This window comes from Vibrio sp. TH_r3, assembly GCF_033101115.1.
Classification (GTDB): domain Bacteria; phylum Pseudomonadota; class Gammaproteobacteria; order Enterobacterales; family Vibrionaceae; genus Vibrio.
This window is the reverse complement of sequence record NZ_JAWMPW010000022.1, coordinates 15,348-30,053: the sequence shown is the minus strand read 5'-3', so window position 1 is coordinate 30,053 and position 14,706 is coordinate 15,348. Positions and strand designations below refer to the sequence as shown.

General features: G+C 39.6%; 13 protein-coding genes and 1 pseudogene. 5 read left to right on the top strand and 9 right to left on the bottom strand.

All coding sequences use genetic code 11. The annotated features are described in order from the left end of the window. Positions 1-119 precede the first annotated feature (119 nt). Together R3X26_RS15340 and R3X26_RS15335 are read left to right on the top strand one after the other, a co-directional pair. The gene (locus R3X26_RS15340) at positions 120-590 is read left to right on the top strand and encodes an ATP-binding protein (protein ID WP_317718202.1); all 471 of its coding nucleotides are present in this window, start codon (positions 120-122) and stop codon (positions 588-590) included. A 291-nt stretch (positions 591-881) separates the two neighbouring features. Continuing rightward, complete coding sequence (locus R3X26_RS15335) at positions 882-1,898, top strand: LacI family DNA-binding transcriptional regulator (RefSeq protein WP_317718201.1); 1,017 nt, start codon at positions 882-884, stop codon at positions 1,896-1,898. Positions 1,899-1,913: 15 nt separating this feature from the next. Here the strand turns inward: R3X26_RS15335 and R3X26_RS15330 are convergent, their stop codons facing one another. The 8 genes and pseudogenes from R3X26_RS15330 to R3X26_RS15295 form a co-directional block, all read right to left on the bottom strand. After that, positions 1,914-2,870 (bottom strand): ROK family protein, encoded by a 957-nt coding sequence (locus R3X26_RS15330; protein WP_317718200.1) that lies wholly within the window; start codon positions 2,868-2,870, stop codon positions 1,914-1,916. A 30-nt stretch (positions 2,871-2,900) separates the two neighbouring features. Next, positions 2,901-4,310 carry a glycoside hydrolase family 1 protein gene (locus R3X26_RS15325; RefSeq protein WP_317718220.1) on the bottom strand — a complete coding sequence of 470 codons (1,410 nt, stop codon included), beginning with the start codon at positions 4,308-4,310 and terminating at the stop codon, positions 2,901-2,903. A 70-nt stretch (positions 4,311-4,380) separates the two neighbouring features. Beyond that, entirely contained in the window at positions 4,381-5,784 is a 1,404-nt protein-coding gene (locus tag R3X26_RS15320; RefSeq protein WP_317718199.1) for a glycoside hydrolase family 1 protein, read from the bottom strand. 24 nt (positions 5,785-5,808) lie between these two features. Beyond that, entirely contained in the window at positions 5,809-6,120 is a 312-nt protein-coding gene (locus R3X26_RS15315; RefSeq protein WP_317718198.1) for a PTS lactose/cellobiose transporter subunit IIA, read from the bottom strand. Positions 6,121-6,187: 67 nt separating this feature from the next. Next, complete coding sequence (locus tag R3X26_RS15310) at positions 6,188-7,501, bottom strand: PTS sugar transporter subunit IIC (RefSeq protein WP_317718197.1); 1,314 nt, start codon at positions 7,499-7,501, stop codon at positions 6,188-6,190. Between the two features lie 15 nt (positions 7,502-7,516). Continuing rightward, positions 7,517-7,822: a PTS sugar transporter subunit IIB gene (locus R3X26_RS15305; protein ID WP_317718196.1), complete on the bottom strand. Its 306-nt coding sequence runs from the start codon at positions 7,820-7,822 to the stop codon at positions 7,517-7,519. Between the two features lie 368 nt (positions 7,823-8,190). Beyond that, entirely contained in the window at positions 8,191-8,892 is a 702-nt protein-coding gene (locus R3X26_RS15300; RefSeq protein ID WP_317718195.1) for a type 1 glutamine amidotransferase, read from the bottom strand. A gap of 64 nt (positions 8,893-8,956) precedes the next feature. Next, a pseudogene (locus tag R3X26_RS15295) lies at positions 8,957-9,993 on the bottom strand (permease). A gap of 400 nt (positions 9,994-10,393) precedes the next feature. On the opposite strand from R3X26_RS15295, the gene R3X26_RS15285 reads away from it, so the two are divergent. Beyond that, positions 10,394-11,338 carry a rhodanese-related sulfurtransferase gene (locus R3X26_RS15285; protein WP_317718192.1) on the top strand — a complete coding sequence of 315 codons (945 nt, stop codon included), beginning with the start codon at positions 10,394-10,396 and terminating at the stop codon, positions 11,336-11,338. A 531-nt stretch (positions 11,339-11,869) separates the two neighbouring features. On the opposite strand, the gene R3X26_RS15280 is transcribed toward R3X26_RS15285, so the two are convergent. After that, entirely contained in the window at positions 11,870-12,913 is a 1,044-nt protein-coding gene (locus R3X26_RS15280; RefSeq protein ID WP_317718191.1) for a zinc ABC transporter substrate-binding protein, read from the bottom strand. A 148-nt stretch (positions 12,914-13,061) separates the two neighbouring features. Here R3X26_RS15280 and R3X26_RS15275 point away from each other — a divergent pair, with 148 nt between their 5' ends. Continuing rightward, complete coding sequence (locus R3X26_RS15275; RefSeq protein WP_317718190.1) at positions 13,062-13,847, top strand: ATP-binding cassette domain-containing protein; 786 nt, start codon at positions 13,062-13,064, stop codon at positions 13,845-13,847. Then, positions 13,837-14,634 carry a metal ABC transporter permease gene (locus tag R3X26_RS15270; protein ID WP_317718189.1) on the top strand — a complete coding sequence of 266 codons (798 nt, stop codon included), beginning with the start codon at positions 13,837-13,839 and terminating at the stop codon, positions 14,632-14,634. The genes R3X26_RS15275 and R3X26_RS15270 overlap by 11 nt, the downstream gene beginning before the upstream one ends. Positions 14,635-14,706 lie beyond the last annotated feature (72 nt).

The window sequence follows — 14,706 nt, the reverse complement described above, 5'->3', positions numbered from 1 at the left end:
TCATACGATATTGTTACTTTTTTATCTTGATTATTAATAGGTTACAAATGTCCTAGTTCACCTAATTATGGTGAGTAATCGATGCAGGTATGTTTTGCTACATAATATAAGGAAAGGTGATGAGTAAAATTTACTTTATATGTGGTTTTATTGGATCGGGCAAAACGACCTATTCAAAACAGTTTGCAGCAAACATTGGGGCTTTTCGCTTTTCTATAGATGAATGGATGATTCCTTTGTACGGTGAGCATATGGAGCGCGACGTTTTTGATCGTCGTTTCGAAACGCTGACAACGTTATTTAAACAATCGGCACAGCAGCTGTTCTCGTTAGATGTACCTGTTATTTTCGATTTTGGTTTTTGGCGTAAATCAGAGCGAGATTCGTTTATTCAGTGGGCTTCAAATTTAGGTGTTGTCAGTGAAGTACACTACCTTGATGTGTCTTTTGAAACGTGTAAAAAAAGAGCATTAGCACGTAATTCCGATCTAGATGGTCAGTCTTATGAGATGACAGCAGAAATGTTAGATTTATTCTGGTCTTGGTTTGAGATCCCAGAATTAAACGAAAATGTGGTTCGGATTCAATAAACAAATGATGTGAATGTGTTTATAGTTTCAGGCTCTGGACTCCTTTCAAAAGCTTCTTTCAAAAGGTCACTCCATAAGAATGGTCAATCATAAGGTATAAAGGTGGTATTTAACCAAGTATTACTTCACTAACAGCACAGTAGTTGGTATTAATCGGCTAAAAATTTTTAGCATGTTTAATGTGTTAATTTTGTGCCAACCAAAGTGTAACCGGTTTTGTTGCATGTTATTATCTTTCTCACTAGCGGCTAGTTGTATATAAACTATTAATTAAAGAATAAAAGGGTGCTGATGAGTACTATTGTTGACGTTTGCAAGTTAGCAGGTGTATCTAAAGCCACAGTTTCAAGAGTGGTAAACGGTACAGGACAGGTTAAAGAGTCTACCCGTGAAGCCGTTTTTGCGGCCATGGAGCAGCTTGGATATAGACCAAATAAACTCGCTCAAGCATTAGCAACTAATCGTACTAACAGCATAGGCTTGGTGGTTTCTGATTTTGATGGTGTTCATTTTGGGTTATTGTTAAAACAAGCTGCAGCGAGTACGGATAGCGCCCATAAACAATTAATTGTGACTAACGGGAAAAATGATCCTGAACAGGAATATGAAGCGATTCGTCAACTTGAAGGACGTTGTGATGCGGTCATTCTTTATAGTCGAACACTGTCTGATGAACATATCAAAACTCTGAATAAACAACTGTCAATACCATTAGTTATATTGAACCGAAATTCCTCAGAGTCTTCTTATTATACGGTTTCTTTTGATCAAGAAGGTGCCATAACCCTAATGATGGAATATTTGATCAAACTTGGTCATAGAGATATTGCATGTATTACCGGCCCACTTGATAATCCAACTGGACAGGCTCGTTTGGCTGGTTATAAAAATGCATTAAAAGCTAGCGAGATCCCATTTCAGATGAATTTGGTTCAAACCGGCGATTATCATATGATGAGCGGATATACCGCGTGCAAAAAATTGCTTGCTCAAGGAGCCTCCTTTTCCGCCATCGTTGCATTTAATGACAACATGGCGGTGGGCGCTTTGAAAGCATTGAATGAATCAAGAATTAATGTTCCAGAACAAGTCTCCATCATTGGCATTGATAATGACCCGATTACCGAGTTTTTTAACCCTACTCTAACAACAGTAGAACTACCTATTGAAGATATGACAAAGCAAGCAGTCGACTTAGCATTAGAGCTTATTGAAACAAAACAGCGACTATCTTGTTCTCATCATCACTATGGAAAGCTTATTGAGCGTAATTCTGTAATTCCGTTCCAGGGACAAAAAAACAGTTAGAACGATAGGCTATGTTTATAATCGTGATATTTGTTGCGACTGCCTTTGTTTTTGCATAGTGACAAAATGATATACCGCACCAATTAGGCCATTGTCATTGTTGAATGATGTACTTTCGATAGCAACAAGTTCATTGAACTTGAGTTTATTGGCTACGGGAATTGCTGTGAGTAACTGTTCCATTTTACCGATCACATTAGGAATTAACTCTGACCTTTCACTAATAGCACCGCCAATGATAATTTTGTTAGGGTTGAGTATGAACGTTAAATTATGCAGTCCCACAGCAATGCTATTGTAAAATTCATCAATGATTTTGATGGCTATATTGTCGCCATTTTCCGCTAATGAAAAGATATCTTTTCCCGATATAAGTTCGAGGTTCGATATTCCTTTATCGTTCGCATAACGTCGTCTTAACCCGTCTCGTACTGAGGCGGTCATATTCATTGTTTCGTTAGCTTTATCCTCTGTTTCATGTGCATAGGTAATGAAGGTGTAACCAAATTCACCAGCGAGTGAGTGGTGCCCGCGTATTAATTGGTTGTTTATATAAATCGCTCCACCGATACCTGTACCAATAGTTATACAGACAAAGTTACTGATATCTTTGGCTTTCCCTAACCATTTTTCAGCTAATGCAACGCAATTAACATCATTCTCGACTTCTACCGCCAGAGAAAGCTTATCGGTTAAAATACGTTTAAAGTCGAATTCACTGAAATCGGAAATAGCGCCTCCGGATTTTAAATAGCCGGTTTCAATATTAACAAATCCAGGCACGGAGAATGCAGCACCAGAGACAATAAACTCCTGCTCCAACTCTTGTTTTATATTTACAATCGTTTGGATGATTTCTTTGCCGTTAGAGGCAGTTTTCACTTTTCCTCGGTGTAGAATATCTCCTTGAGCATTTACAATACCAAATTTAATGTCTGTACCACCAATATCAAACGACAGATAAGTTGCCATAGCGCTGCTTTTTCTCCAGTTTAGTTATTTTCACACGTCTTCATGGCGATTGGATATAACCTCTTTATACCAATAAAATGACGCTTTTTTCTTTCGTTGTAGGTTGTTGTTATGATCGACATAAATGAAACCATACTGCTTTTTATAACCATTCAACCAACTTAGCAGATCAATAGCGGACCACGCAAAATAGCCTTTAATATGCACACCGTGTTGGATCGCTTTTTTGACAGCAGCAAGATGTTCTTTTAAAAATTTAATTCTGGCTATATCGCAAATTTCGCCTTCAATAATAGGATCTTCATCGCCTAACCCGTTTTCGGTAATATAGATCTTAATTTGTCCATATTGCTCTTTTAGCATTTCAAGTCCACAGACAAAACCTTCTGGAGAGATTTCCCAATTCCATTTGGTATAACGTTTATCGTTCATTTTTACTGTTTGATAGACATTATCATAGCTTGTATCACCGGGAGAACCAGTTGCACTTGCACGTGTTAACTTCTGAGTATGAGTCTGTCCTTGAGCTTTCTGGACACGCATTGGTTGATAATAATTCAGCCCTATGAAGTCATTCAGTGGTGCGGCCTTTTCGATAGTCTCCAGTTCGTCGGCAGTCCAGTCAGGAAGATTACCTTCTTGCTTGAGTTGGCTTACAACATATTGTGGATATGTTCCTAGCAGGATAGGATCAAAAAACCAATTCATCTTAAACCTGTTGGCATGATCTTGCGCGAATAAATTATCTTCGGAATCGTCTACTGAAAACGCGGGATTAAAAACATGGCTGAGTCCGATTTCACCAAACTGATTCAATTTCTTATATTCTATGACGGCTTTCGCATGAGCATAAAAAACATTGTGCGTCGCTTGAAAATATTTTTTGGGATCATTCTGAATCCCAGGTGGGTGAGCACCACGCATATAACCAAGTGAGCAGAACACGACTGTTTCGTTAAATGTGATGAAATGTTTGACTCTGTCACCAAATTCGTTAAAGCAGAGTTTGGCATATTGGATGTAGGCGTCGGTCGTTTCTTTGCTCAACCAGCCGCCTTTTTTCTCTAAGGTTAAAGGCAAATCCCAGTGATAAAGAGTGATAAATGGAACCATTCCATATCTTAGACATTCGTTAATCAGGTTATTGTAAAAATCAATGCCTTTTTGATTTACTTTGCCTGTTCCTTCAGGAAATATCCTAGCCCAAGAGATAGAGAAGCGATATGATTCAAGGCCCATTTCCGCCATTAACGCGATGTCTTCTTTATAACGATTGTAATGGTCGATGGCGACATCGCCATTAGTATTTTCGAAAGTTTTACCTGGGATTTTGCTGAATTCATCCCAGTTTGTTGGGCCTTTTCCATCTTGATCCCAAGCTCCTTCAATTTGATACGAAGCCGTTGCTGCGCCTATTAAAAAATCATTAGCAAATTTCATTGTATGGGTATCCATTAAATTTAGTTCCTGAGACGGGAATTAATGCTCAGGAACACGGTAAAGGGAAGTACTATAATTTATTGTTTTCAATTAAATTTTTATACCAATGGAAACTTTTTTTCTTCGAGCGTTTCATTTCTTTGAGGTCAAATTCTTCTCTATCTACGTGAATGAATCCATACCGTTTAGAACAACCTTGATGAGTACTAACCAAATCGATAGCAGACCATGGGCAATAACCAAACACTTCAACTCCGTCGGTAATGGCGTATTGCACTTGTTCTATATGCTTATGTAAGTATTCAATGCGATAATCATCGTTAATTGAGCCATCTTCCTCTACTACATCAAAAGCGCCTAGACCATTTTCGGTCACAATAAGTGGTAATGCGTAACGTTCGTAGATTTCGCGCATTGTCGTTCTGAAACCTACAGGGTCTATTTCCCAGCCGAATTCATTTTTTTCTAGGTTTTCATTTCCTACACCTTTATATGCGCCAATTTCACCAATAGTGATCTGCTGGTCACCAGTGGAATTAATATCACTTTCATCACCAGAACTGGCTGCAACTGTTTGCGAGTTATAGTAATTAAAGGCGATAAAATCTGGTTTGGCCGATGCCATAATGGCCATGTCCTGAGGTTCGATAGTAGGAAGAGCATCCCTTTCTTCTAGGAAACGAAGAACGGTCTTGTTGTATCGACCATACACTGCCATATCTAGGTACAACCAGTTACGTAGAGCAGAAAATGTATTTGCCGCTAAAATGTCTTCTGGTTTTGCTGATGCTGGATAGATAACAGAGATATTAGGAGCAGGACCAATTTTCGCTTCAGGCAGTATTTGGTGGCATAGGCTCATGGCTTTCGCTTGTGCTAACAGCATGTGATGGTTTTGTTGATAGAGATCTTTCATTGGATTCTCGTCAGCGACATGCTTTGTTCCTAAGGCATCACCGTGTAAGATCATCATATTTTGTTCGTTAATTGTCAGCCAGTATTTCACTCGGTTGCCATAATGCTCAAACAGAGTTTTACTATATATTGCAAAAGCTTCAACCGTGTTTCTGTTAGACCAGCCTCCTTTTTCTTGTAGAGCATAAGGCAGATCAAAATGATACATGGTGACAATAGGTTCAATATTGTGCTTTAGTAATTCGTCAATTAGGTTGCTGTAGAATTCGATTCCTTTTGGGTTAATTTCACCATCGCCATTTGGAAATATTCTGGTCCATGCTATAGAGAAACGGTAGGCCTTGAGGCCAAGCTCTGCAAAGAGTGCAACGTCTTCTTTATATTTATGATAATGGTCGCTAGTGATTGTAAAATCTGTTGTACCTTGAACAACGTTTCCTTTATCGATGACAGACGGTCCTTTACCATCTTCATTCCACGCGCCTTCAACTTGATAGGCTGAAGTTGATGCTCCCCAGAAAAAATTGTCAGGAAAGTCTTTTAATTTTGTGTTTTGCATGGGTAGGTCCTGTAGTTATTTTTCTTATGCATCTTGCATAGTGCGGTGAATGTAAATAAGTTCTTCGATGAGTTCTCTTGCTAGCATTGAGGTCATGATATGATCTTGTGCGTGCACCATAATTAGGTTTACCGGTACTTTACCTTCGCCTTCATCAAGACCTATAAGCTCAGTTTGTACAGAATGCGCGCGTTTTGATGCAGCAGTAGATTGAGCTAACAGGTCATCAACTTCCTCCCATTGTCCTTTCTTAGCACTGGTTAATGCTTGCATTGCACAGCTTTTCGATTCACCTGCATTGATGATCAATTCCATAACAGTAGATTCAAGATCCATTGTGATACTCCGAGTCATTATTGGCGGGAAATGATTTCCCGCCAGAACAAATAATTAGTGTGTGTGATTAAGCGTAGTTAGGTGTGTTTGCGCTCTTTTCGTTTTCAGTTGGGGTTTCTTCTGCAATCAATTGTTTCTCATAAATTTTGAAGAAAGGATAATAAATAACCAAATCAAGTATAATTAGACCGATTACGAGTAAGCCGTTATTTATTTCCCAACCGGCTCCCCAAGCAGCACCAATTGGAGCTGGAGCAGTCCAAGGAACGAGTGAAATTGTTTTGCTAATTAAGTCAGTTTGTACTGCTATATAGGCAATGGTGGCATTTATCATTGGAGCGCCGACAAATGGTATAAATAGGACTGGATTCATTACAATTGGACTACCGAAAATAACAGGTTCGTTGATATTAAATAGTGTCGGTACCGCACATAATTTTCCGATAGAGCGTAAGTGAACAGATTTACTACGTAGATAAAGTAAGACAAGCGCAAAGGTAGCGCCTGAACCACCCAATGTAATAAAGAAGCTCCAAAATGGCTCAATAAAGGTTGCAGGTAATTCTGTGCCTGCTGCTAGTGCGTCTTGATTGAGCCCTAAGTTAACTAACCAGAAAGGCGCCATAATACCGCCGACGATTGCTGCACCATGAATACCAGCAAACCAAAGAGCATGAGCTAGGAAAGCAGCTAAAAGAATGGCGGGTAAAGAATCGGAGGCTGAAATTAATGGAGCAAATAATGACATGATAGCCGCAGGCAAAATCATATCTAGCTGACCTTGCAAGAATAGATTTAGTGGGTAAATGGTAAAAATAACAACCAGAGCTGGAATTAATAGATCGAATGATTGTCGGATTTTTTCTGGTACTTGCTCAGGTAATTTGATGCCAATGTTTCTCACTTTTAAGAATCGAGTCAGCTCCGTGACATAAATAGACAAAATAATGGTCGTGAATATGCCGGTGCCACCCATGAATGCGGCAGATAATTTTCCATCTTCCATAGGTGCGGCAACCAATAAAAAGGTCATGAGTGATAGTAAACCGGTAGGAAGCGCATCGAGTTTGTAGTGGTTTGCTAGGTTATAGGCAATGCCGACACTGATATAACAAGACATGATACCCATCGTCATATTGAAAGGTGTCATAATTTGGTCGAAATACTGTTGAGACATGCTGATCCACCACTGGCCAAACCCAAAAGATGTTTCTGCAGAGAAAGGAGGAAAAGCGAATACCAGTAAAAATGAACCTACTATCATAAAGGGCATACCACCGATAAACCCATCACGTATGGCACTGACATGACGTTGTGAGGCAAATGCACCAGCAACGGGTGCGATCTTATTTTCAATGAAATCAAAAAAGGGGTTAGACATAATTTTTCTCCATTATTAGACCAGTAGTGCCAAAGCATCATCGAGTATTTTTTCGCCTTTCATCATTCCGTAATCCATGGCATTTATTACGGCAACTGGTTTGCCGACCTTATCTGCTTTTAGTTTGAAGTCATTCAATTTGTATTTTATTTGTGGGCCTAAAAGAAAGCAGTCATAAGTATCTAGATTTGCATCAAATTCATCTAATCCGACCGCTTTAACTTCAACAGACAGATTTTTATTGGCGGCGGCTTCTTTCATTTTTTTTACGACCATACTGGTTGACATACCAGCAGCACAGCAGAGAAGAATTTTAGTCATATCGTTATCCTCAGTTTGTTTGATTTATTATCTTAGGTTAGGAATACATTTTGTTTCTAAATAACTGTAACCGGTTTCTGTAACCGGTTACAGTGCGTGATTGAATTTATGTGAGATGCTTCATTGTATTTTGGTTTTTAAGAGAAAAAACGGGATCGCATTACTGAATTTTTGTAACTGGATCACAAACGTCAGAATGATCAGAGAGAACGAGAGCACAGAGGGTAAACTGCGTTCTAAGTACAGTTTACCGTTGAAAGGATAGCGTCAATTGACTTGAATTGAGGATAGGTGCTAATTGATAATCGCACTGGTTACGAGCTGGCCGCTATTGTGTTTGACGAGATGATTTTTCTAGAGAAACGATTTTAATTGAACAAAAATTGATGAGCGAATTGATTAAAAATGGTAGAAAATAGCATGGATTTCTTATCATTGATTTTTGCTTTGTGTCGCTGCTCTTCGTTAAATTGATCTGTACGTTGTTCGAGTAGAGCATTAAAAAACGGTCCGTTAAACTCAGGGTGTCCCTGAACCGTTAGTACTTGGTCTTTGTAGCGAGTGATATAGTTAGGGCAAAATTGGTTTCCTGCCATTACTGCAAATTTGTTTGCTGGTTTCACTACTTGATCTTGATGAATCGATATTAACTTCATGTTTTGGCCTGCATTTAATTCGTCAATATTTTGTTTTAACTGCACGTGGTAAGAGCCTAATCCCCATCCTTGACTTGCTCTTTGTACTTCGCCACCTAGTGCATGATTAATGATCTGATGACCAAAGCAAATGCCAAATAGTTTTCTATTCGCTAAAAATGCTTGGCGAATAAATATGATTAAGTGATGAAGCCACACTAAATTATCATTTACGCCAGATGGGCTTCCTCCAATAACATAAGCCTCGCATTCATAAGCATCCTCTGGTAATTGATGCTGTTGGTAGACATTCCATACTTTAACTTCACCATATCGTTCTAAATTTAGCTGTGACTTTAGACAGTCGGTATAACATCCAAACTCATCCACTAATTCGGATGGCACATCACCACAGAGTAAAATTCCGATGGTCATTTTGTATTCCTTAAATTAATCATGGCCTGAATCGAAGTTTCAGGCCATACATTCGTTATCACACCTAAATTACATATTGAAAAAGTACGCCTGCTAAAACCGCAGTCGTTAGCACAATACCGACAAAAGCGATCACTGCTTTCGGTTTTAGAACAGAAGAAACTAGGGCAATTTCAGGCAAACTCGCGCCAGTACCACCGACAATTAGTGCCATGGCTGGACCGAGCCCCATCCCTTTAACGATTAATACGTTGAGTAGTGGAATAGCCATTTCAATTCTAAGATACAGTGGAACACCGATGACAGCGGCGATAAAGATAGACGACATATTGTCACCACCAACGTATTTTTCGACTAACTCTGATGGTAAGTAAGCTGCAGATAAGCCGCTGATTATTGCGCCCAGTAATACATAAGGAATGATTTTTTTAAACAAAGCCAAGGCAAAACGAAGCGCGCTTTGGGTTTTGCTTGGTTCGATTTCATTAATCGTGAGCATTCCCGTTGCACCACAAGCGAGGCTTACACTAGAGGTGTCGATTTGCGGTTGCGCATTACAAGAAGCGGTAACAGGTTGAGAATTTTGATTTTCTGTTGCTTGATTGCTATCACAACTGGAGGATGTTGGTGTTGATCCACAAGAAGGTACTTTGTTTGTTTCAAGTTCATCTTCTCGTTTAATTTCATTACGCCATGGAGTTTTAGTTATTAACCAGCCACCAATAACCGCAGAGCTAAACGTCACCGCGAGATAAGTAGCGGTAACTTTTAAGCCGAAAGTCGCGTACACCATAGCCAAAACGACAAAATTACACAGTGGAGCTGAAATTAAGAAGCTTAATACTGTACCTAGAGAGACACCCATTGTTGCCATTCCCATTGAGACTGGCACAACTGAAGCGCTGCAAAATGGCGTCAACATACCAAATAGTGAACCAAGGAGTGGCCCCCATTTTTCATGTTTAGCGAGTTTTTTTGTAGTTTGTCTTGTGGAATATATTCACGCATAAAGCCAGTAAGTATTGAGACGATTGCGATCACTATGATCAAGGCCCCTCCAACGTGAATAAATTCATCTAAAGCAATTGTTAGTTTTTCCATGTTCACGACATCACCCTTATATTTATTAGTAAATCCTAAAATTAGTTTGGATAAAAACAATACTATTAAATGCATAATCGCGCAAGTGTGTATTTATGTGAAAATCAGTACTTAACTGAATGCTATGAACCCTAGCTATTTAAGGTTTTGCATTGCTTCTAGTGGGTAGTCAGTGAAATAGAGTGATTTAAACTATGTAAAATAAGAATAAATTTCTGAGTTGACGTTGAATTTTGTATCGCAGCAGATAAAGAAGAGTAGGGGGTAACAGTTTACCGTTATATAACCCTATTTTTACTTGGTTTTTGTTTGGCTGTTGCTTAGTTATACTGTAACGCTTTTTAAACAATACTGATTTTACATGCTCTGGATTTACGTTCCAGCTCGCAGAGGAAGAACCATGTCCCAATATGTTGTATGCGCTTTATATAAATTTGTCACTCTGGATAATTACCAAGAACTTCGTCAACCTCTAACCGATCTTCTTGTGGCGAATAAAATTCGAGGAACGCTGCTGTTAGCGAGTGAAGGGATTAATGGCACGGTTGCCGGTACACGTGAATCTATAAATACGTTATTGGCATGGTTTGATCAAGATACTCGTTTAGCTAATGTTACTCATAAAGAATCGTTTAGTGACGTACTGCCTTTTAATCGTACTAAGGTAAAATTGAAAAAAGAAATAGTGACGATGGGAGTAGAAGACATTGATCCTCTTAAAGTTGTTGGGACCTATGTGAAGCCTGATCAGTGGAACGATCTGATTTCTGACCCCGAAGTATTATTAGTCGATACTCGTAACCACTATGAAGTGGATATAGGCACGTTTAAGAATGCAGTCAACCCAAATACTGAAACGTTCCGTGAGTTTCCACAATATGTTGCTGATAATTTAGATCCAGCAAAGCACAAAAAAGTGGCTATGTTTTGTACAGGGGGTATTCGTTGTGAAAAATCAACTGCTTACCTTAAAGAGCAAGGTTTCGACGAAGTGTATCACCTTGAAGGAGGTATTCTAAAATATTTAGAAGAAGTACCAGAAGATCAGAGCATGTGGGAAGGCGATTGTTATGTTTTTGATGAGCGTGTTGCTGTAAATCATCAGTTGCAGAAAAGTGATTATGATATTTGCCATGCATGTCGATTACCTATTACAGATGAAGAAAAACAATCTGAACACTTCGAGAAAGGGGTCAGTTGTCCCAAGTGTATTGATAAACATAGCGAAGAAAGAAAAGCACGTTTTCGTGAACGTGAAAAACAAATCCAATTAGCGAATGCTCGGGGTGAAACTCACGTTGGGTCAGAAGTCGTTCATCGAATGGAACAACGTACAAAAAAATAAGTTCCATCAAAAAGCCGCAATCATGATGTAGCAATTAATCCTCCGCTCTACCGTTATTGAAATGCTGCCAAGTCACTTAATACTGTGGCAGTATTTCAATTAGAGCTTGAGTTTAACGGTTCAGTAAATCAGCATTTTTAATCTTTCCTGTACAGTACAATTTATATTCCCGTTGTTCGCTATTTCGTTGCTACTCGTCAATAGACAAGTTATTGGGAAGCTGCTGCTATATCAATCAATCATTCACTTGCATATCACTACTCCCAGTATATTGAATAATATCAACATTATTGAAGGACTGATGGAAGCCATGTAATTATTTGAGGGAAAATCGTAATGACTCTTTCTTGAGGAAGGAGCTGATAATGTGATTGCACGTCACAAACAAGCGGTTGCAGCAGCGATAGCGCTGTATTGTTAATCTGTCGAGAAAACAGCCATAACCAGTATTGAGCGGTTGTAAACTCTTCCCTAATCTGAACTCTCTTTAAATGGTTGTCATTTACAAAGAGAGTTCATCGTAAATAATGGCTATTGGCACTCTTTAAGGCTATTGATCATAGCCATTAATAAGGTACTGTATTGATCTTTACCTACTGCAATATTGGCACCTAGCGGGTCCATTGTTCCGATAGTTGTTACAGTAGAATCTTCAAAAACCGTTTTAACCAATTGTGGGTTAAATTGCGGTTCAGTAAAGACACATGTCACGCCTAACTTTTTAACTGTTTCGCGTATTTCTGAAATTCGAGCTGGGCTTGGGTCAGAAGCATCAGAAATTGAAATTGCACCAGAAGCTAGAAGTTGGAAGCGTTGTTCGAAGTACTGATAAGCATCATGAAATACAATGAAATTGATGTCTTGTAACGACTTTGCCTGTTGTTGAATATCATTGCTCAGAAGCTGTAAGCGATTTATCGCTAGTTTAGCGTTATTTTTATACGCGTTTGCATGCTCACTGTCCGCTTCAGCTAATGTGTTTGCGATGGTTTTTACCCAAACTATTGCGTTTTGAGGGTCTAACCATACATGTGGATCGTGGCCTTCGTGATGATGTTCGTGTTCATCATGGTGCTCCGCATGTTCTTCATGATGTTCATGCTCACTTTCATCGTGATGTTCAGCATGGTCCTCATCATGTTCATGTTCACCTTTATCGTGCTGATCTTCATGGTGCTCATCCTGTTCGTGTTCAGCGTGGTGTTCATGTGCTTCGAATGTCGCCCCTTCACGGAAATCATAAAGCGTAACACCATCGCTTTCCATCATCTCAATTTTAGTTGCCGATCCAGCTAAACTAGATAAAGGTTTTTCCAACCAAGGCGTTAATCCTTCTCCAATCCAAAAAACAACATCTGCCTCCGATAGCGCTTTTGCTTCCGAAGGACGCAACGAGTATTCATGCGGAGAAGATTCTGGACGGATCAGTAAATCAGGTGTTCCAACACCATCCATTACTTGAGTGACGAGTGAATGTAGTGGTGCAATATCAACGGCGACCTGTGGTACTTGGGCGTAAACTTGTGAGGCTGAAGCCAAACTAACGAAAACACCAGTAATCGTTTTTTTGAGCATGATTTTCTCCTGATAGTGTCTTATTTACAGCAAATATGAACAGTAGTAATTGTAATTGTTATGTTATAACATATCCATCAATCGAGTATCTAGTAATAATTTTGGTTTAAAATAAGCCAGTTATAGCGAAAAAATTAAGCGAGAGTAGATGTTAATTTCATTACAAGCTTTGTCGGTAAAGTTTGGAAATCATCTTATATTGAACCGTATTAACATGTCGGTTTGCCAAGGTGAAATAGTGACGATTGTTGGGCCAAATGGCTCAGGTAAATCCACGTTATTAAAAACTGTGATTGGATCTATTTCTCCTGTCAGTGGCCATATTCAGCGCCATAAAGATTTAAAAATAGGGTATGTACCGCAACGTTTACATATTGATGAAACCTTGCCTATGACGGTATATCGTTTTTTAACGCTTCCTATCCGTCGCCCTAAAGACGTTATATTAAATGCATTAAAGAGAGCAGGTGTTCCTGCGGTCGAAAAGCAGCAGCTAATGTCGCTGTCTGGGGGGCAACTTCAGCGTGTTTTGTTAGCACGTGCCTTACTAGAAGAGCCGTCGTTGTTGTTATTAGACGAAGCCACTCAAGGTTTAGATCAGCGCGGAACGGCTGAGTTTTATCAGCAGATAGACGCTATTCGTAAAGAAACTGGATGTGCTGTCATTATGGTCAGCCATGATTTGCATGTGGTAATGCGTCGAACCGATAGGGTTATTTGTTTGAATGGTCAAATTTGTTGTGAAGGTGTGCCAGAGAAAGTGAGTAAGTCATCAGAATATAGAGCGTTATTTGGTATCGAAGATGATGTTTTAGGAATATATCACCACCATGCTTCTGTACCGAACAATGTTTCTGTACCTAACAATGTTTCTGTAGCAAGTAATGCTTCTGCAACCGTTAATAGCAAAGAGAGCGTTTTAGATGTTAGATGATTTTCTTTGGCGGGCTGCTTTGGCTGGCGTTGGAGTGACTTTGGCGGCAGCGCCTTTGGGATGCTTTATTGTGTGGCGTCGTATGGCGTATTTTGGCGATGCGACTGCTCATGCGTCAATGCTTGGTGTTGCATTATCTCTGTCTTTTTCGCTGCCCATTTTTCCTGGAGTGTTATTCATCACGCTATTAATGGCGCTTACCGTCGCGACGTTTAGTGGCCGAGGTTATGCGATGGACACATTATTAGGTGTAATGGCGCATTCTGCTTTAGCAATTGGTCTGGTTGCCGTCTCGTTCTTATCAGGAGTTCGCTTGGATCTTATGGCGTACTTATTTGGCGATATTCTAGCCGTTAGTAAGATGGATTTACTGGTTATTTGGACGGGTACGCTACTGGTTATTGGATTGATCATGCGCCGTTGGTCTGGATTGTTACTTACCACCTTAAACAAAGATTTAGCTTTAGCCAGTGGTTTCTCTCCAAAGAAAGAACAAATGATTCTTACTATTGCACTGGCGGTAGTCGTGGCGGTAGCAATAAAGGTTGTTGGCGTACTACTCATTGTTTCCATGCTTATTATTCCAGCGGCCACCGCACGACCCTTTAGCCGCACACCCGAAATTATGGTGCTTCTTGCCGCAGTGATAGGCAGTAGTTCTAGTGTTATTGGTTTGCGAACTTCTTTTGTGTTCGACACACCGACAGGCCCAACAATGGTGTGTATAGCTGCGGGATTGTTTGTTGTTTCAAGTATCGCATGGCGAGTGCTAGGCCGGACTAGGTAATAAATAATAGCAATTAACCTTTATGTAATCAGAGTGTGGTTTCTAATAAAAGTTATGCGTGTTGAATTGGAC

Bases quoted from the DNA above. Each gene is read 5' to 3' on its own strand.
- R3X26_RS15330 (WP_317718200.1), bottom strand. From the start codon at position 2,870: ATGGCAACTTATCTGTCGTTTGATATTGGTGGTACAGACATTAAATTT.
- R3X26_RS15285 (WP_317718192.1), top strand. From the start codon at position 10,394: ATGTCCCAATATGTTGTATGCGCTTTATATAAATTTGTCACTCTGGAT.
- R3X26_RS15300 (WP_317718195.1), bottom strand. From the start codon at position 8,892: ATGACCATCGGAATTTTACTCTGTGGTGATGTGCCATCCGAATTAGTG.
- R3X26_RS15335 (WP_317718201.1), top strand. From the start codon at position 882: ATGAGTACTATTGTTGACGTTTGCAAGTTAGCAGGTGTATCTAAAGCC.
- R3X26_RS15340 (WP_317718202.1), top strand. From the start codon at position 120: ATGAGTAAAATTTACTTTATATGTGGTTTTATTGGATCGGGCAAAACG.
- R3X26_RS15280 (WP_317718191.1), bottom strand. From the start codon at position 12,913: ATGCTCAAAAAAACGATTACTGGTGTTTTCGTTAGTTTGGCTTCAGCC.
- R3X26_RS15275 (WP_317718190.1), top strand. From the start codon at position 13,062: ATGTTAATTTCATTACAAGCTTTGTCGGTAAAGTTTGGAAATCATCTT.
- R3X26_RS15325 (WP_317718220.1), bottom strand. From the start codon at position 4,310: ATGAAATTTGCTAATGATTTTTTAATAGGCGCAGCAACGGCTTCGTAT.
- R3X26_RS15310 (WP_317718197.1), bottom strand. From the start codon at position 7,501: ATGTCTAACCCCTTTTTTGATTTCATTGAAAATAAGATCGCACCCGTT.
- R3X26_RS15315 (WP_317718198.1), bottom strand. From the start codon at position 6,120: ATGGATCTTGAATCTACTGTTATGGAATTGATCATCAATGCAGGTGAA.
- R3X26_RS15270 (WP_317718189.1), top strand. From the start codon at position 13,837: ATGTTAGATGATTTTCTTTGGCGGGCTGCTTTGGCTGGCGTTGGAGTG.
- R3X26_RS15320 (WP_317718199.1), bottom strand. From the start codon at position 5,784: ATGCAAAACACAAAATTAAAAGACTTTCCTGACAATTTTTTCTGGGGA.
- R3X26_RS15305 (WP_317718196.1), bottom strand. From the start codon at position 7,822: ATGACTAAAATTCTTCTCTGCTGTGCTGCTGGTATGTCAACCAGTATG.